Source organism: Sorangium sp. So ce204 (assembly GCF_051526795.1).
Classification (GTDB): domain Bacteria; phylum Myxococcota_A; class Polyangia; order Polyangiales; family Polyangiaceae; genus Sorangium; species Sorangium cellulosum_B.
Genome location: NZ_CP150317.1, coordinates 4,910,350 through 4,928,791 on the forward strand (window position 1 = coordinate 4,910,350; position 18,442 = coordinate 4,928,791).

Here is an 18,442-nt window from a genome sequence, read left to right on the forward strand (position 1 = left end):
GAAACCGAGGAACACGATGCACAATCTCCGTCAGCTTCCGGTGCGGTGGTTCGCCATCGCCGCGATCGCGTCCTTCGCCGGCGTGCCGGCGTGCTCTGGCAGCGACGACGAGGCACAGGCGTCGTCGGGGTCGAGCGGCGCCGGCGCGGGCAGCGCGAGCAGCAGCGGCGCAGCGAGCTCCGGCGGCGCCGGCGCGGGCAGCGCGAGCAGCGGCAGCGCAGCAAGCAGCGGCACAGCAAGCTCGAGCGGCAGCGGCGCGGCAAGCTCGAGCGGCAGCGGCGCGGCAAGCTCGAGCGGCAGCGGCGCGGCAAGCTCGAGCGGCAGCGGCGGCCCTGCGCCGGCGGGCTGCAAGCGCGGCCTCGCGTATGGCTATCACTCGAAGGCGGACATGGATGTCCTCTCCCCGGCGGTGTCCTGGTGGTACAACTGGACTCATGTGCCGGACGAGGGGGTCCGGCCCGATTATTACAAGACGCTCGGCGTCGAGTACGTACCGATGGTGTGGGGCGGGGGCAACCTCGACAGCGCCGCCGCCGGTCGCATCGCCTCCGAGATCCCCGAGGGGGCGAGGTTCCTGCTCGGGTTCAACGAGCCGAACTTCGGGGCGCAGGCCGACCTCTCCGCGGCCGAGGCCGCGGCGCTGTGGCCGCACGTCGAGGCGGTGGCCGACGCGCGCGGCCTCGCGCTCGTGTCGCCGGCCGTGAACTTCTGCGGCGGCGATTGCCAGGAGACCGATCCCTTCAAGTACCTGGACGACTTCTTCGCCGCGTGCAGCGGGTGCCGGGTCGATTACATCGGCATCCACATCTACACCGGCTGCAAGGGAGAAGGCGACAACCAGGCCCGGTGGCTCATCAACCACGTCGAGACGTACAAGTCACGGTTCGACAAGCCCCTCTGGCTCACGGAGTTCGCCTGCGACAGCGCGGGCTCCCTCGCCGAGCAGAAGGAGTTCCTCGTCGACGCGCTGGCGTACCTCGAGAACGAGCCCCGGATCGCGAGGTACGCGTGGTTCTCGGGCCGCGCCGACAACGTCCGGCACGCGAGCTTGCTCGGCGACGACGGCGAGCTCAACGAGCTCGGTCAGGCCTACGTCAGCGCGCCGCACCACGCGTGCGCAGCCTCGACGGAGTGAGCGAGACGCGGCGGGCAGGCCGGTCGCCTGCGCGCTCTCCCGCCGTGGCCACCGCCCCGCGGCGCCCTGGACCCGCCGCCGCTCGCCCCCCGGGCGGCGTCGGCGCGGCAGGCCCGCGCCGCAACGCAGTTTGTGATTGACGCCGACCATGTGAGCGTTCACATTCGGCGCTCCGAAACTTCTTTTGCCTTCCCCTGGATGGGCCGCCACGCGCACCGGGCCTTGTGTCCTTCTGCGCGTTCACCTTGACGGTCGCGCCGTGGCTCCGGACGAGGCGCATGCCGGGGGAAAGGAGGAGCAGCAGCTGGGCTCGGCTGGGATGACATCAGGGCGCACTCCAAGCGCGGAGCATCTGGCAACCACCTGTCCGCCGATCTCGCCGTTCTCCGTCGTGGGCCTCGAGTGAGCGCTTCGCGCAGACGTAACGCAACCAGAGGGGCATCGTGCACCACGAAAAGAAGGCCGTCAGTCGCTTCCATGTCTTCTGTTGGCTCTCGAGCGTCGCGATGCTGGCGTGCGGCGACGAGAGCGGCGACGCGGCACAAGCTGCGGGCGCGGGCAGCTCGAGCGTGTCAGCCGCCAGCGGGGCGTCGACCGGCGCCACCGCTGGGTCAAGCAGCGCTTCCGGCGGCACGAGCAGCGGCGAAGCATCCAGCAGCGGCGGAGCGACCGCCGGCGCCGGTGGAGCGGGCTCGGGTGGAGCGGGCTCGGGTGGAGCGGGCTCGGGTGGAACGGGCGGCGCGGGCGGCGCCGGGACAGGCGGCGCCGGCGGGGGCGGAGGTGGAGGCGACGCGGTGAAGTCCGCAGGCTGCGGCAAGACGCGCACGCTCCAGAACGGCGCTGGCACCGTGCAGAGCGGCGGGAAGAGCCGCAAGTACGCCCTGCGCGTCCCCGACGATTACGACAGCGGCCACCCGTACCGGCTCATTCTCTCTTTCCACGGCGCCACGGGCAACAGCGGCCAGGTTGCGCCCTCGTATTTCGGGCTCTGGTCGCTCTCCGAAGGGAGCACCATCTTCATCGCGCCCGACGCTGTCGACGGGTTCTGGTCAGCTGACGATGTGACCTTCGTCGACGACATCCTCGAGCAGGTCAAGGGCGATCTCTGCATCGACACCTCGCGCATCGAGCTCGAAGGCTTCAGCCAGGGGGGTGCCATGGCGTGGACGCTGGCCTGCGCGCGTCCGGACGTTTACCGCGCCACGGTGGTCCACTCCGGCGGCGGTCTCCCCAGGCCGGCGAGCTGTCAGCCGGTCGCCTTCATGTCCTCGCTCGGTCAGCAGGAGAGCGGCGGAGCCGGACAAACCTCCAACAGCGATTTCTTTGCCAAGCAAAATGGATGCATGGTGGAGGCCCTCGCCAAGGCGCCCAGAGGTGGCCACGCCTGCTCGGACTACAAGGGCTGCTCCGCGGGGCACCCCACCCGCTGGTGTGATTACGACGGTGGTCATACCCCGTCGCCGAACGACGCCGGGAAGCAGATGTCGTGGATGCCCGAGGAAGTGTGGGCGTTCCTGAGTCAGTTCTAGAATATCGATCGTGTTGAAGCCCGGAGAGAATTCACAGGGAGGCGAGGAGCCGGGGAGGAAGAAAAAAAGAATCTCTCCTTCTCGCCGTCTCTCGCTCCCCGCCTCCTCGCCTCCCTGTGAATTCTCTGCTTGGTCTCAGGGTTTCAACCCGTTTGTCGCTCTGGAGTGCGCGAAACAAAGCGGTGCTCGCTCGCGTGCCAGGCTGTCGTTGATAGGGAGTCTCTGTACGATGGACCAGTTCAAAAGTCACGTCCTCGGGCTCGCGTCGCTCTCGCTGGCGCTGCTCGTTGCGCTGCCTGCGCGCGGGGCATCGCTGCAAAAAGTCAACCAGAGCGAATGGGGCGCGGACGGCCTGCCCAGCTACGTCAACATGTACATCTACGTGCCTGACAAGCTGGCGACCAGACCGCCCATCGTCGTCGCTCCCCATCATTGCCAGGGAAGTGGCCAGGGGACGTTCAGCGAGATGTCGAGCCTGGTTTCCATCGCGAACACCAGCGGCTTCATCATGATCTTCCCGGAGGCCACCGGGCAGAACTGCTGGGACGCGGGATCGACGCGATCGCTCAACCACGGCGGCGGCGGCGACACGGGGGCCATCGTCCAGATGGTGAAATACACGCTCGCGAAGTACAGCGGCGACGCGGGCCGCGTGTACTCGGTCGGCGGGTCATCGGGCGGCATCATGACCGAGGCGCTGCTCGGGGTGTATCCTGACGTGTTCATGGCCGGCGTCTCGCTCATGGGCGTTCCGTGCGGCTGCTGGGCCGAGGGCTACAACGATGTCACCGGGACGGGGAGCTCGGCCCAGTGGAGCGGGCCCTGCGGGGGCGGCAACGTCACGAAGACCGGGCAGCAGTGGGGAGACCTCGTTCGTTCGTACTATCCCGGCTACACCGGCCATCGCCCGCGCCTGCAGCACTGGCATGGCACCGCCGACACGATCCTCAGCTACAAGAACATGGCTGAAGACGTCAAAGAGTGGACGAACGTCCTGGGGTTGAGCGAAACCCCGAGCGGGACCGACACGCCGAAGCGCGGAACCACGCGCCAGTTCTGGAAGAGCTCCTGCGGCTACACGGTCTATGAGGCCTTCTCGATGGACGGCGTCGGGCACTCTGTGCCGTTCGACGGACCCGCCGTCGCCGCCTATTTCGGCCTCGACACGGCCGGTGGTCAGGATCCAGAGACGGCGGCTTGTCCCGGCGCTGTTCCCGGCGGCAGCGACACCGGAGGCGCGGGTGGCGCGGACGGCGCCGGAGGCGCGGGGGGCGAGCCCGGAGCCGGAGGCGCGGGGGGCGAGCCCGGAGCCGGAGGCGCGGGTGGCGCGGACGGCGCCGGAGGCGCGGGGGGCGAGCCCGGAACCGGAGGCGCGGGCGGGGTCATGGTAAGTGGCTCAGGCGGCAGCGCAGGCAGCGGCGGCGCGATGGACACCGCGTCCGGGGGGGCGAACGGACAGGACGCCAGCTCGGGAACCGGCGACTCGACAGCAGGAGACAGCTCCAGCTCCGGCTGCAGCTGCGCGGTGGGCAACGACGCGAGCGACTCTGGCGCCCAGGCGGGTTTGCTCCTCGCGGCGCTGGGGTTGCTGCTCGGTCGCCCGAAGCGCCGCCCGCGCTGAGCGCACAGGAAGACCCGCCGGCCGCATCGCATCGTGGTCTCACTTGCCGTAGGCCACCCGCCACACGGTGTTGCTCTGGTCGTCGGTCACCAGCAGCGCGCCGTCCCTGGCCACGGCGACGCCGACCGGACGACCCCACACGTCGCCGGTGCTCGTGACGAAGCCGGTCATGAAGTCTTCGTAATGACCCGCCGCCTTGCCGTCCTTGACCGGGATGCGGATCACCTTGTATCCGGTGCGCCGCGAGCGGTTCCACGAGCCGTGCTCCGCCGCGAAGATGTGTCCCTGGTAGTCGGCGGGGAACTGCTGGCCCGTGTAGAAGCAGAGGTCGAGGGAGGCCGAGTGCGACTGGATCAGCACGTCGGGCACGACGACCTTGTCCCGGAGCTCGGGGTGCTTGCCCTCGTGCCGCGGATCCTGATGCCCACCGAGGTAGTACCAGGGCCAGCCGTAGAAGCCGCCCTCGTGCACGCGCGTCACGTAATCGGGGACCAGGTTGTCGCCCAGCTCGTCGCGCTCGTTCACGCTGGTCCAGAGCGCGCCCGTCGCCGGCTCGATGGCCAGGCCGACCGGGTTGCGGATGCCTGACGCATGGAGCGCCTCGTTCTTGCCGTCCGGCGTGAAGGCCAGGATGCACGCGCGGCGGATCTCGTCGTCGTCGTCATCGACGTTGGAGCGGGAGCCTACGGACACGAACATTCGCTGGTTGTCCTTGCTGAAGACGATATCGCGGGTCCAGTGGCCGCCGCCGCCCACCGCCTCCCTGCCCGAGGGGATGTTGGTGACCAGCGCCTCGGCCGGGCCGCTGGCCCTGGTGTCGCCCGCCTTGTAAGGGAACCGCACCACGCTGTCGGTGTTCGCGATGTAGACGTGCGTCGGCGCCTCGGTCCCGCTCGGATAGAAGGCGATGCCGAAGGGGCGGTTCAGGTCCCCGGCGTAGACGCTGCGGAGGTCGGCCTTGCCGTCGCCGTCCGTGTCCCGGAGCACCTGCACCCGGTCCGCCGCGCTCTCGGCCACGAACACGTCGCCGTTCGGCGCCACCTGCACGACGCGCGGCTTCTCCAGGCCCGTGGCGAGCTCGGTGACGGTGAACCCCGACGGGACTTTGGGGAACACACCGGCTGGACGATCTGCCTTGCTCGGGCGGTTGCTCACCGACTCGCCCTCGTTGGGCGCGGGGAGGTCGGCGACGGTGATCTTGCGCTTCACGCCCGGCGCGTCCGTCGTCCAGTCGCCCAGCGCGTCCGCGCCGGTGAGGATCCTGTCGGTGGGCGCTGGCTGCGGTGTGACCTCGGCGCGCTTGGGCGAGCAGGAGGCCAGCGCGCCCGCGCCGGCGCCGACCAAGAGCACCTGAGCCACCCCGCGCCGGGCCCACGGGCGACCTGAGATTCGGTTGTGCATGGACTCGGGTTGCCATTCGGCTGCTCCTCTGTCCACCGCTCCACCGCTCCGCTGGACCGATGAGCCCGCCGATCTCCTCGCCGCTCGCCACGAGCCGACGGGGAGCGCCCCTCCATCCAGCCCCGGCATCCAGCCCCGGCATCCAACCCCGGCGGCCGCCCCGGCGGCCGCCCCGGCGGTCGGCTACCTACCAGTCCGCCTCGATCACCCCTCCGGTGTACTGCGTGCTGGTCGGCGTGTACTGGTGCACCTCGAACTTGTTGCCGTCGGGGTCCGCCAGCCAGATCTGGTACGTGTTGTCGCAGCCGAGCTTCTTCTCGGTGAACGGGACGCCGCGGCGCTTCAGCGTCGCCATCACGGCGTCCATGTCGTCGGTCTCCAGGCAGAAGTGCGCGATCCCGGTATTGACCACCTCGCCGAGGTTCCGGTCCTCGAACATCTCCACATAGTTGCCGTCGGCGATCTCGAGGTAAGCGCCGAACGGCGCGCCTTCGCGGGTGAAGCTGAACTTGGTGGCGAACCCGAGCTTGCCGTAGAAGTCGACCGAGCGCTGCAGATCTCTCACGTTGAGACAGACGTGCGCGATGCGTTTGAACATGGGGAGGGCCTCCGCGACGGCGCCGGGGTAGGGGAGCGGCGCGCGCGGCCCAGGATACCCCACCCGGAGGCCCCGGCGCGACGGTAGGCCCAGGCCGCGGGTGCGCCTTCGTGCAAACGGTGCGCCCCCCGCCTCCGGCGCGTGCCCGCGCGCCGTGAAAACGAGGGGTGCACGCGTCAGGCACGCCGGCTGCTTCATGGCCGGGCGTCACGACCGGAGCCCTCGAGGTCGCGCCGCGGAGGCGCGGGCGCGCCGGGGCTCACGCGAACAACGAGGTCGCTATGCATAACCTACGACGACTCTGGCTGGCGCTCGCCGCCGTCATCACCGCTGGCTTCTTGATACTCGGCTTCATGGGTCGGGAGGTGTACCGCAAGGCCCCGCCGATCCCGGAGCGGGTCGAGACGCCGTCCGGCCGGGTGCTGCTCACGAAGGACGACATCCTGGACGGGCAGCTCGTCTATCAGAGCATCGGCGGACAGCAGGTCGGCAGCGTCTGGGGGCACGGCGCTTACCAGGCGCCGGACTGGTCGGCCGACTGGCTCCATCGCGAGGCCGAGGCGCAGCTCGCGCTCTGGAGCGAGCGAGAGCACGGCGCGGCGTTCGCGGCGCTCCCGGACGAGGCGCAGGCCGCGCTCAAGGCGCGGCTCCAGCGGACGATGCGCCACAACGGCTACGACGCCGCGACCGGCGCGCTCACCGTCTCCGAGGATCGCGCGCTGGCGATCGAGCAGACCGCCGCGCACTACCGCGCGCTCTTCGGCGACGAGCCGAGCCTCACCGGCCTGCGCGAGAGCTACGCGCTGCACACGGGCGCGGTCCCCGACGCCGGGCGGCGCGACAAGCTGACGGCGTTCTTCTTCTGGACCTCGTGGGCCACGGCCGCGGAGCGCCCTGGCACCGGCGCCAGCTACACCAACAACTGGCCTCATGAGCCGCTCGTCGGAAACGTCCCCACGGCCGCCAACGTGATCTGGTCGATCGTGAGCGTCGTGCTCCTGCTCGCCGGGATCGGCGCGCTCGTCTGGTACCACGCGTTCCGCCGCAGCGAGGAGCCGGCCGTCGCCGCGCCGGCGCGCGACCCGCTCTCGGGGTGGGTGCTCACCCCGTCGATGCGGGCCGTCGGGAAGTACTGCCTCGTCGTCGTCGCGCTGCTCGTGCTCCAGGTCGCGCTCGGCGCCCTGACCGCGCACTACACGGTGGAAGGACACGAGGTCTTCGGCCTGCCGGTCGCGGACTACCTGCCGTACGCGGTGACGCGCACCTGGCACGTCCAGCTCGGTGTCTTCTGGATCGCGACCGCGTTCCTCGCGGCGGGGCTGTTCCTCGCGCCGGCGGTGGGCGGGCGAGAGCCGAGGGGGCAGCGGCTCGGCGTGAACGTCCTCTTCGGGGCGCTCGTCCTCGTTGTCTTCGGCTCGCTCGCCGGAGAGTGGCTGTCGGTGAAGCAGCGCTTCGCGCTCGAGCACTCGTTCTGGTTCGGGCACCAGGGGTACGAGTACGTCGATCTCGGCCGCGCCTTCCAGATAGCGCTCTTCGGCGGGCTCGCGCTCTGGCTCTTCCTGATGCTGCGCGCGCTCTGGCCCGCGCTCTCGCGGCGCGACATGAGCCGGCACATCGTGCTGCTCTTCACCGGCGCGACGGTGGCGATCGGGATGTTCTACGGCGTGGGGCTGTTCTACGGCGCGAAGACGCACCTGTCGGTCATGGAGTACTGGCGCTGGTGGGTCGTCCACCTGTGGGTCGAGGGGTTCATGGAGGTGTTCGCCACCGCGGCGATCGCGTTCCTGTTCACCCGGTTCGGGCTCGTGCGGCCCGACAGCGCGGCGCGGGCCGCGCTCCTGTCCACCTGCATCTTCCTCGTCTCGGGCATCCCCGGCACGTTCCACCACCTCTACTTCAGCGGCACGCCGGTCTCGGTGATGGCCGTCGGCGCGAGCTTCAGCGCCCTGGAGGTCGTGCCGCTCGTCCTCGTGGGGATGGAGGCGCACGAGACCTGGCAGATGCAGCACCGGAGCGCGTGGATGCAGGCCTATCGCTGGCCCATCCAGTTCTTCGTCGCCGTCGCGTTCTGGAACTTCGTGGGCGCCGGGGTGTTCGGCTTCCTCATCAACCCGCCGATCGCCCTCTATTACATGCAGGGCCTCAACACGACCCCGGTGCACGCGCACGCCGCCCTGTTCGGCGTCTACGGGCTGTTGTCCCTCGGCCTCGTGCTGGTGATGCTCCGCCGCCTGCGCCCCGACGCGGTGTGGAACGAGGCGCGGCTCCGGGTGGCGTTCTGGGGGATGAACGGCGGTCTCGGCCTCATGATCCTCCTGAGCCTCCTGCCGATCGGGCTGGCGCAGGCGTGGGCCAGCGTCGAGCGCGGGCTGTGGTACGCGCGGAGCGCGGAGTTCCTGCAGCAGCCCGTCCTCGAGGCGCTGCGCTGGATGCGGCTCGTCGGAGACACCCTGTTCATCGTCGGTGTCCTGGCCTTCGTGGGGTTCGTCGCGGGGCTCTTCACCCGCCGGCCGGCGGGCGCCGCCTCGGCGAAGCCCGCCCCCGAAGGTGAGGCGGCAGGGATGGCCGCGCCGGCGGCGAGCGGCGCGCCGGCGGCCTGATCACCCGCGCGCCAGCGGCCGGCGGTCCGCTGGCGCGCCTGCTCGCCGCAGCGCCGCGCGGCGCCCCGAAGGAGCTTCAAGGCGAGGAGGGAGCCCTACGAGAGATGATCTCCGGGAGCTCCGACCTGAGGAGCTCGACATCGCCAGCGCGACAGGATGCTTCTTTCAAAAAAAGAGACGCCCCCATCCGATTGCGTGAAGGATGGCTCGCCACCGCAGCATCCATCAGGCGCGAGAGAGACCGGGATGCGAACGGTCTCTTCATGTAAAAAAATCTCAGGAGAGTAAAAAGATGAGCTTGTTCAGCAAGAGGGTCCTCCCGTTGACGCTCCTCGGCGCCGCAGCCGCGCTCGGCGGCTGCCTTGGCGACGCTTCCCTCGAGGGTGATGACGAGCTGGAGACACAGACAGAGGCGGCGGATCCCGAGTCGACGGATGTGATCGACCCCGACGCGGCGGAGGCGGTCGGAACCGCGCAGCAAGCGCTTGAAAGCAAGTGGTGGTGCTTGGCTCCGGATGCTCAGCAGCCCGCCTACGTTAGAGTCGGCGAAGTCGTTATCTGGTGGGGGCATCATGATTATGATGCCAAATGGGCCTGCAACGCGTGGGTCAAGTGGTGCAATGGAAAGTGCATGGTTATCAAGGAGTGGGGGCCGCGGTAGTCGTCGCATTCGGCTCCACTGGATGCAGCGAGCGCCTCCTTGCCTGAAACCTCGATGAGGTCGCCAGGTTCGCGCCGCCCGACGCGGGCAGCCCCAGCCGGCGTCCAGCTGCGCGTCGCGCCCGACCAGCGCTCCGGATGGCGCGGCCGGGCTCGCACCCGCTCGGCATAGGGGTTCGACGCATGCCTCGTCAGAAACGCCTCCGCGCGCGCGTGCGCCTCCTCCGTGCGGCCGAGCCGTACCAGCGCGTCGATGGCGATGGACCGCGCTGCTGCTCGAGCCGCCGACGATGAGATGCGCCGTGCGCCGGCGCTGCAGTCGCACATAGATCGCGAGAATGCCGCGCGCTCTTCACACGAGAGAGGGTACTCAACGTGGGAGGCGATTCATGGTGCCGAGGCGAGCCATGGCCGGGAGCGGCCGTCGGAGAGCGCGATCATGAGCGCGCTCCTGCGCGGCGCCGTGACGCCGCTGAGAGGCGCCGCGGCCGCCGCGATCGCCTGGCGCACGCAGGGCCGGCACTACATCACCGTCATCGCCAAGGCGAGCTTCGCCTTTGCGATCGATGCGGTGATGTGGCGGACCGATCCGCAGGAGATCCTCGGCGCCGAGGTCCACCATGGCAAGAACCCGGCGCGGAGCATCCGCTGGAGCGGGGACCTCGCGCCCTACCTCGGCCGCGCCGATGTGGTCTTCACCGGAGACGCGCACGCGCCGCGCGGCACCGAGGTCCAGTCCTTGCCCGTGCGGCTCGCGATCTACAGCGCGGGCGGCTGGGTGCTCGACAAGCGCCTCCTCGTCCGAGACAAGGGCCCTTTCCGGCAGATACCCCTCGTGTACGAGAGGGCGGTTTGCGGCGCGAGCGGGTGGGAGAATCCGTTCGATGGGGAGCCGCTGGACGGCCCGGCCAACATCCTCGACCTCCAGGATCCCGCGCGCCTCGCCGGCTTCGCGCCGCTCGCGCGCGCCTCGCCGGCGCGCCGCCGGCTGCTCGGCAGCACGCCTCGCAAGGCGCTCGAGGGGCCGAACGCCGACATCCCCGCGGGCTTCGACTGGTCGTACTTCCAGGCGGCGCCCGCGGACCAGCGGATCGCATTCCTGCAAGGCGATGAGTGGATCGTGCTCGAGCACGTGAATCCGGCGGCCCCACGGCTTCAGATGCGCTTGCCCGGGGCGCGCGGGGTCGCGCGGATCCGGGGGCTCGCCGCCTCCGCGGCGGCAGACGGCGAGCTGCTCGAGCTCAACGCCGACACGCTTCGCATCGACGGCGTCGAGCAGCGCTGCACCGTCGTGTGGCGCCGGGTCTTCCCCATCTCCGGCGAGGACGCCCTCGCCGCCGTGCGGATCGTGGCCGGCGTCGAGATCGAAGGCGAGGAGATCGCATGGCCCGACGTGCGCCTCGAGGAGCAGGAGCGCGTGCAGCCGGCGCATCCGCCTTCCCGCCGTCTGGGCTCCCAGGAGACCGCCCGGGTCGAGGACGCGCCCAACGGGGCTGGCGAGGCGCGGCTCGCCCCGGAGCTACCGATCTGCCTCTCCGCCGAGGACGTCGAGCTCGTCGATCCTCCGTTGTCCGCCGCGTCACTCTTTCGAACGCTCGCGCTCCCCGTGGAGTCGGACCAGCCGCCGATGCGCGCGCCGGCGCTCCCCTTCGGGCACGCAGCCCCTGCGCCGGCGGAGCAGGGCGAGCCTGGGCCGATCGCAGATCGAATCCCTGCCATCTTCACCAGCACGACGCTTCTGTCGAGCGAGGACGAGGCGCGGGCCACCGATCAGCCCGCGACGCCGTTTCCTGCCGCGCCGCCGCCTCCACCGCGCGTCGCGCCCGATCTGCCGATCCCTGGCGCGCCCTGGTCCGGCGAGCGCGCTGCGCGGGCGCCTTCCGCGTCCATGGGGCCCGCGACGTCCGCGCTGACGGCGGCGGCGCCCGCGTGCTTCGAGGCTCCCGTCGACACCACCGCGGTTCCGGGGCTCGTCTCGGAAGCGTCCGAGCAGCCGGCCGCGTCTCGCTTTTTTCACGAGCTCCGACGCAAGGGCGACGAGGTCCCGGGGCCGCTCCCGCCGCTCGGCGAGGGCGACGACGTCAGCGTCGAGCGGTGCGCGATCGTCGCGGCGGAGCTCGCGGAGCGGCCGGTCCCCCGGGCCGACGTGCTCCGCGCGCACGGCCTCTCCGATGAGCGCTGGGAGCAGGCCGAGGCGCGATGGCAAGAGGCGATGGCGGAGGAGGCCCGACGCCGCGAGCGACCGCTCCGAGATCGGTTCGATGCAGCCTATCTCGCCGCCTGGGAGGCCATCCGCGGCGTCGTGCATCCGACCGATTATGCGCGGCTGGTCGTCGCGACCGAGCGCGACGGTGCGGCCGCGGCGCTCGATCCGCTCGCCATTCGACGCACGGTGTGGGCGCAGATGAAGCGGCTCTGGGCCAGGCGGCTCGCCGGCGATCCGCGCCTGAGAGCGCGCGTCGAGGCCGAGATCGCGGCGCTGCGCGGAGCGCCGCGGCAGCCCGCGGACAGCAACGCCCCCGCGGCGCAGGCCGGATGAGCCGTGCGACGCGATGTCAGGTGCGCGGATCACACGACGGCGACGCGCCGTCGTGACATGCAATCATCTCTTTGCTTTCCAGGGATCGCCTCTATAGTCGACGTTCTTCCAGCGCCAGGAGCCAACGCGCACCGACAACGGGGATTACAACCATGCAAGATGCGTTCACCGTCAGCGCCAGCGCGCTCCCTGCCGCCACGCGGGTCATTGGATTTCGAGGGACAGAGGGGCTGTCGAAGCCGTACGTCTTCGAGATTTATCTCGTGATGACGAACTACGTGGGCCAGGATCTCGACCTCGCCGACGCTGTGGGCACGAAGGCGACACTCCGCCTCTCCCCGTCGGACGGCGGCGCTCCCCTCCTCGTGAACGGCATCTTCGCGACGGTGGAGCTCATTCACGCGTTCGGCGAGCGCTCCGTCTTCCGCGCTGTGCTCGTGCCGCAGCTCTGGAAGCTCACCATCTCCCTGCATAGCCGGGTCTTCACCGACCAGACGGTGCCCGACATCATCAAGACGGTGCTCTCGGGCGCTGGGGTCTCGGAGTACGAGCTCAGGCTGATCGGCAGCTACAAGCCGCAGGAGCACGTGTGCCAGTACGGCGAGAGCGACTTCGACTTCATCTCGCGGTGGATGGAGCGCGAGGGGCTCTATTATTACTTCGAGCAAGGAGACGACGGGGAGACGCTCATCATCACCGACGACAAGGGCGTCCACGTCCCGCTCGGCCAGAGGGCGGTCCGGTATCTCCCGCAGTTCAGCGAGCACAGGGCCAAGGGAGAGGTGCTCTGGACCTTCACGTGCCGGCACACGTCGATGCCGTCCAGGGTCCGCATGAGCGACTATGATTACAACAATCCAGCGATCGAGATCTCCGGCAGGGCGCCCGTCGCGGCGAAGGGGCTCGGCGAGATCAGCGTCCACGGCGCGCGTTTCTTCACGCCGGCCGAGGGCAGCCGCCTCGCGGCCGTGAAGGCGCAGGAGCTGCTCGCGGGCCAGGTCGTCTACCACGGCGCCGGGGCGGCGTTCACCATGCGCCCCGGGTACACGTTCGAGCTCGAAGAGCATCCGAGGCCGGCGTTGAATACGGTTTATCTGGCCACCGAGGTCGAGCACTGGGGCAACCAGACGGGCTGGGCGCCCGAGCTGATGCAGATCATCGGGCTCACCTGGGATGATGTGTATCGGATGGAGGTCAAGGCCGTCTCCTCGACGGTCCAGTACCGGGCGCCGCAGCGGACGCCGTGGCCTCGTATCTACGGGACCGAGCACGCCGTCGTCGACGGCCCGGCGGACAGCGAGTATGCCCAGATCGACCAGCACGGTCGCTACGCGGTCAAGCTGAGCTTCGATGAGAGCGACCTCCGGGGCGGCAAGGCCTCGACCTGGGTGCGCATGCTCCAGCCGCACGGCGGCGGCACCGAGGGGTTCCATTTCCCCCTGCGCAAGGGCACCGAGGTGATGTGCACCTTCCTCGGCGGGGATCCGGACCGCCCCGTCATCGCCGGCGTCGCCCCCAACGCGCTCACGCCGAGCCCCGTCACCTCGGCCAACAGGACGAGGAACGTCATCCAGACCGGGGGCAGGAACCGCATCGAGCTCGAGGACCAGGCGGGCTCGCAGCGCATCACCGTCAGCACACCGACCGAGAACACGATCCTGCGCATGGGCGCGCCCAACGATCACCACAATTTCATCTCCAGGACGGACGGCACCGCCCTGATTAAGACGGGCAAGTCGCTCGAGATCCAGACGGGCACCTGGAGGAAAGATAACGTCGGCGATCAAATGGAGACCGAGGTCGGCGGTTACCTGAAAGAGACCGTCACCGGCTCCGTCACGGAGATTTATAAGGACACGAAGAACGAGACCGTCACGAAGGCCGTCACGGAGATTTATAAGGACACGAAGAGCGAGACGGTCACCAAGCCCGTCACGGAAACATACCTGGACACCCAGACCACCACGGTCACCAACCTGCGCAAATCCGAGCACGGCAGCGAGGAGACGACCGTCCACGGGAAGGTCACGGAGCGGTACGAGGGCCATCACGAGACGAAGGTGACGACGGGCGGCCGGTACGAGGAGACCACCGGTCTTCACGACCAGAAGTTCAATGATGGCTGGAAGGTCGACATCCCGGGCGGCCACGTCTCGCACATCGCGAAGGGTGACTACGTTATCGAGGCAGACCACTTCAGGGCGAAGGCCAAGTCCGACTACCGCGAGATTAACGGCCTCAGAATTCAAAAGACCCAAGGTGGCCTGTTCAACTTCACGTACGGCTACGGCACCCTGAACGTCGTCGCCCCGCAAAGGACGGAGTTGGTCGTGGGATTGAAGCTGGATGTCATCGCCGGGATGAAGGCGGAGGCGGTCCTCGGCGTCAACGTCAAGAACGCAAAATTGGTGGTAAACAAAAACTTCCTCGAGGTCTGGCAGAAGAGCGTCGAGCTGGGTAGCTCAGCGGTGACGCTCACCAGGCATGCCGCGGCGAGGGTGACCTCGACGGGGGCTCACGTCTGGCAATCCTTCATCCACATGTTCCACTAGCGCGGCGCCCAGCAGAAGACCGCGGGAGCCTGCTGCGAACCTCATGAAGACGATCAAGCCGAACCGGCTGGGGCTGCTCACCAAGGTGTTCGAGAGCGACGGCGAGCCGTACCTCGTCGTCACGCTCCTCGTCTTTTTCCCTATCGAGGCGCCGAGGCGCCTGCTCTACGAGCAGAGCCTCTGGAGGTTCGCCGGCGCGGAGCTCGGGAGCGACGCCATCCTCGACGAGTGCATGCCCAAGCTCCGGGGAGAGCTGCTCGTGAACGGCCGCTGCTTCACCGCGGGCGCCGTGCCGCGCCCTGCCTGCTCGGTGCGGGTTCAGATTGGGGCCATCGACAAGACGCTCTATGTCGTCGGAAATCGTCGCTTCGGGCTCCTGGGGACGACCGAGCCAGAGCCGTTCACCGAGATGCCGATCACCTGGCAGAACGCCTTCGGCGGCGAGGGCTACGCGCCGAACCCGCTCGGCAAAGGCTTCGCGCCGGTGCGCGGCGAGGACGGCTCGGTCCATCCGTTGCCCAACATCGAGGATCCGCGCCGCCTCGTCCGGTCGCCCGGCGACCGGCCCCCGCCCGCCGGGTTCGGAGGTTACGATCCGACCTGGCCACAGCGCTTCTCCAAGGTCGGGACGTATGATGAAGCGTGGCTCAAGGAGCGCTTCCCCGAGCTCGCCAAGGACCTCGACTGGAGCTTCTTCAACGCCGCGCCGCCGGACCAGCAGATCGAGGGGTATTTCCGGGGCGACGAGGCGTTCGTCATCGAGAACATGCACCCCGGGAAGCCCCGGATCGAAGGGGCGCTGCCGGGGGTGGCGACGCGGTGCTTCATCAACCAGAAGACCGGCGAGGGGGAGTCCTTCCGGGAGATCGCGACCCGCCTCGACACGGTCCGGCTCTTCCCCCACCACGAGCGCGGGATCCTCGTCTATCGCGGGGTGCTCAAGATCTTTGAAGACGACGCGGCCGACGTGCTCCACGTCGTCGCGGGGTGCGAGGCGATGGGCGAGCCCAGGCCGGTCGAGCATTACCGAACCGTCATGGCCCAGCGACTCGACAAGGAGAAAGGGCACCTGTTCCTGCTGCGCGACGCGGACCTGATGCCGCCTCCGGAGCTGGGGGCGGGGCCGCTGCCGGACGACCCTCAGGCGGAGATGACCAGGCTGCTCCAGTCGGAACGGCTCTGGCAGAAGCGCGCCCGCGTCAAGATGGAGCGGGACATCGAGGAGCTCAAGGCGAAGATCCGGGCGCAGGGGCTCGATCCGGAGCCGCTCGTCGCGCCGCTGCCGCCGGACGAGGACGTGCTCGAGCCCAGCCTGGACGAGCTGCCGGCGTACGTCGAGCGGGCGATGACCGAGGCCGAGAAGGCCAAGGCGGACGCGGAGGCGCGCCGCGCGGCCGAGGAGCAGAGGGCGCGCGCCGAGTGCGCGAAGCACGGATTCGATTATGACGCGATCATGGGCGAGCGGCAGAAGGAAGCCGGCGGCCCGCCCCGGTTCTCGGCCAAGAAGGAGATCGAGCGGCTCGAGGACGTGGCCCAGATGGCGCGGAACGGCGGGGTCGAGTGGCCCGAGCTCGAGGCGCAGCTCGGTGATCCGGAGCTCGCGGCGCGCCTCTTCGAGGTCGAGGAGCAGATGCGCTCTGCCTACCGGAAGTTCGCACACCACTACCCGGCGGCCTCCCGGCTGGGCGGCGAGGAGGCCGCTCGCGTGCGGGAAGAGGTGATCGCCGGGCACCGGGGCGGGGAGAGCTTCGCGGGGCGCGATCTCACGGGCGCCGATCTCTCGCACCTCGACCTGTCGGGCATCGATCTCGAGGGCGCGCTGCTCGAGGCCGCGGTCCTCACGGGTACCCGGCTGTGCGGCGCGAACATCGCCGGCGCGGTCCTGGCAAAGGCCAATCTCCTCGGCGCAGATCTCACCGGGGCGAACCTCGCCGGCGCGAACTTCGGCGGAGCGAACCTGTCCGACGTGAAGATGGGCGGCGGGCTCGACCTCACCGGCGCCGTGCTGGCCAAGGCCAACCTGTCGGGCGCCGACCTGACCGGCGCGCGCCTGTCGGACGCGGACCTGTCCGAGGCGACCTTCGACGGGGCCGACTTCAGCCGCGTGACCGCGCGCAACCTCGTCCTTATCAACGCCGACCTCTCCGGCGCCCAGCTCGCCGGCGCAGACCTCGAGCAGTGCACCCTCATCGAGGCCAACGTGGAGGGCGTCGACCTTCGCGGCGCGAACCTCCGCTCGTCGGTGTTCATCGCCGGCAAGGGCGACGGCGCCGTCTTCCGCGGCGCCAGGCTCGACAACATCCGCATCATCGCAGGCTCGTCGTTCGCCGGCGCCGACTTCCGCGGCGCTTCGCTCGAGCAGGCCAACCTTCGGGGCACCTGCCTCAGAGGGAGCGACTTCACCGAGGCCAACCTGCGGAGCTCCGATCTCAGCGAGTGCGACCTCACGGGCGCTCGCCTCAATCGCGCCGTCGCGGCGGGCGCCATGCTCACGCGGGCAGACCTCACGGGCGCCTCGCTGTCCGGCATCGATCTGATGGAGGCCGTGCTGCAGAAGGCGAAGGTCGACGACGCGAACTTCGAGAGGGCCAACCTGTTCCGCGTCGACGCCGCGAAAATGCGCGGAAACGCCGCGACGAGCCTGAAGGGGGCCAATGTAAAGTACGTGCGCTTCGTCGCGCCGCCGGAGAACCATGGACAGAAATGATCTGGTCGAGCTGGTCCAGGGCGGCGAGATCATCTCCGACGTCGACCTCTCGGGCGTCGATCTCTCGGGCGCCGACCTCTCCGGCGCGATCTTCGACAAGGTGAGCTTCGCCGGCGCGGACCTCTCGGGCGCTCGGCTGAAGGAGTCGACCGCCACCGGCTGCAGCTTCAGCGGCGCGCGCCTGTCCGGCGCCAACCTGCACCTTGCGGCGATGGTGGACTGTGATCTCACGGGGGCGAAGCTGGACGGCGCCTCCCTGATCGCGGCGCAGCTCACCGGCGGCGATCTCTCCGGGATCGACCTGAGCGGAGCAGATCTGACCCTCGCGAGCGTGATCAACACGAGCCTCTCGGGCGCCCGGCTCGCGCGCGCCAACCTGGACCGCGCCGCCATCCTGGACGTGCGGACCGAGCGGATCGACCTCTCGGGCGCCGTGCTGAAGCAGACGGCGCTCGTGCGCGCCGATCTCTCGACCGCGACCCTCGGCGGCGCCGTCCTGGAGCTCGCCGTGCTCGTGGAGGGGAAGCTCGCGGGCCAGGACCTGCGCGGGATGTCGTTCACGATGACGCAGTTCACGGGCGCCGATCTCAGCGGCTGCGACTTCTCCGGCGCGACGCTGACGCAGTGCGGTTTCAAGGACGCGAACCTCTCCGGCGCCAGGCTCGACGGCGCGCTCGCGGGCCGGGCGCTCTTCGTGAATGCCAACCTCACCCGCGCGAGCCTCGCCGGGGCCGTGCTCAAGGAGTCGGTCTTCGTGGGCGCTCGCCTCATCGAGGCCAACCTCGCCGGCGCCAACCTGGAGATGTGCATCCTGACCCGGGCCGCGTGCGCGGGCGCGCGCTGGAACGGCGCCAACCTGACGTACGCCGACCTCTCCCACGCCGACGTCTCGGCCGGCGACTTCTCGAGGGCGACCCTGTTTCGAGCGCGCCTCCATCGGATCAAGGACGAAGGGGCCGTGTGGTCTAACCGGGCGGCCGCCCTCGGCGACGACGCGGATCTCGCCGAGGCGGAGCAGTGGCAATCACGGGTGTTGAGCAGCGGCCGGGGGAGCTCGGAGCCTCCGGCCGTGGGTGTCGAGACGTCCACGCGTTGACGAG

General features: G+C 69.6%; 11 protein-coding genes and 1 pseudogene. 9 read left to right on the forward strand and 3 right to left on the reverse strand.

All coding sequences use genetic code 11. The features are described 5' to 3' along the window. Positions 1-30: 30 nt before the first annotated feature. The gene (locus tag WMF22_RS18085; protein WP_438037359.1) at positions 31-351 is read right to left on the reverse strand and encodes a hypothetical protein; all 321 of its coding nucleotides are present in this window, start codon (positions 349-351) and stop codon (positions 31-33) included. 16 nt (positions 352-367) lie between these two features. Here WMF22_RS18085 and WMF22_RS18090 point away from each other — a divergent pair. From WMF22_RS18090 to WMF22_RS18100, 3 genes and pseudogenes are all read left to right on the forward strand, one after another. Beyond that, positions 368-1,135 (forward strand): annotated as a pseudogene (locus WMF22_RS18090) (glycoside hydrolase family protein); the annotation flags it as partial. A gap of 443 nt (positions 1,136-1,578) precedes the next feature. Continuing rightward, on the forward strand, positions 1,579-2,664 hold the full coding sequence (locus tag WMF22_RS18095) for an alpha/beta hydrolase family esterase (RefSeq protein WP_438036512.1): 1,086 nt from the start codon (positions 1,579-1,581) through the stop codon (positions 2,662-2,664). 229 nt (positions 2,665-2,893) lie between these two features. Then, complete coding sequence (locus tag WMF22_RS18100; protein WP_438036513.1) at positions 2,894-4,285, forward strand: extracellular catalytic domain type 1 short-chain-length polyhydroxyalkanoate depolymerase; 1,392 nt, start codon at positions 2,894-2,896, stop codon at positions 4,283-4,285. Positions 4,286-4,324: 39 nt separating this feature from the next. Here the strand turns inward: WMF22_RS18100 and WMF22_RS18105 are convergent, their stop codons facing one another. Together WMF22_RS18105 and WMF22_RS18110 are read right to left on the reverse strand one after the other, a co-directional pair. After that, positions 4,325-5,686 carry a PQQ-dependent sugar dehydrogenase gene (locus WMF22_RS18105; RefSeq protein ID WP_437300311.1) on the reverse strand — a complete coding sequence of 454 codons (1,362 nt, stop codon included), beginning with the start codon at positions 5,684-5,686 and terminating at the stop codon, positions 4,325-4,327. A gap of 187 nt (positions 5,687-5,873) precedes the next feature. Further along, entirely contained in the window at positions 5,874-6,284 is a 411-nt protein-coding gene (locus tag WMF22_RS18110; RefSeq protein WP_438036514.1) for a VOC family protein, read from the reverse strand. Positions 6,285-6,565: 281 nt separating this feature from the next. Between WMF22_RS18110 and WMF22_RS18115 the strand changes: the two genes are divergently transcribed. The 6 genes from WMF22_RS18115 to WMF22_RS18140 all read left to right on the forward strand — a co-directional run bounded on the left by WMF22_RS18115 (position 6,566) and on the right by WMF22_RS18140 (position 18,438). Further along, positions 6,566-8,884, forward strand: coding sequence for a nitric-oxide reductase large subunit (locus WMF22_RS18115; RefSeq protein ID WP_438036515.1), 2,319 nt, complete (start codon positions 6,566-6,568; stop codon positions 8,882-8,884). A gap of 292 nt (positions 8,885-9,176) precedes the next feature. Beyond that, entirely contained in the window at positions 9,177-9,545 is a 369-nt protein-coding gene (locus WMF22_RS18120) for a hypothetical protein (protein ID WP_438036516.1), read from the forward strand. A 438-nt stretch (positions 9,546-9,983) separates the two neighbouring features. Beyond that, positions 9,984-12,083, forward strand: coding sequence for a DUF2169 family type VI secretion system accessory protein (locus WMF22_RS18125; protein WP_438036517.1), 2,100 nt, complete (start codon positions 9,984-9,986; stop codon positions 12,081-12,083). 152 nt (positions 12,084-12,235) lie between these two features. Continuing rightward, on the forward strand, positions 12,236-14,635 hold the full coding sequence (locus WMF22_RS18130) for a type VI secretion system Vgr family protein (protein WP_438036518.1): 2,400 nt from the start codon (positions 12,236-12,238) through the stop codon (positions 14,633-14,635). Between the two features lie 43 nt (positions 14,636-14,678). Further along, entirely contained in the window at positions 14,679-17,342 is a 2,664-nt protein-coding gene (locus tag WMF22_RS18135) for a DUF2169 family type VI secretion system accessory protein (RefSeq protein WP_438036519.1), read from the forward strand. Continuing rightward, positions 17,329-18,438, forward strand: a complete 1,110-nt coding sequence (locus WMF22_RS18140) for a pentapeptide repeat-containing protein (protein WP_438036520.1) — start codon at positions 17,329-17,331, stop codon at positions 18,436-18,438. The genes WMF22_RS18135 and WMF22_RS18140 overlap by 14 nt, the downstream gene beginning before the upstream one ends. Positions 18,439-18,442: the final 4 nt, after the last annotated feature.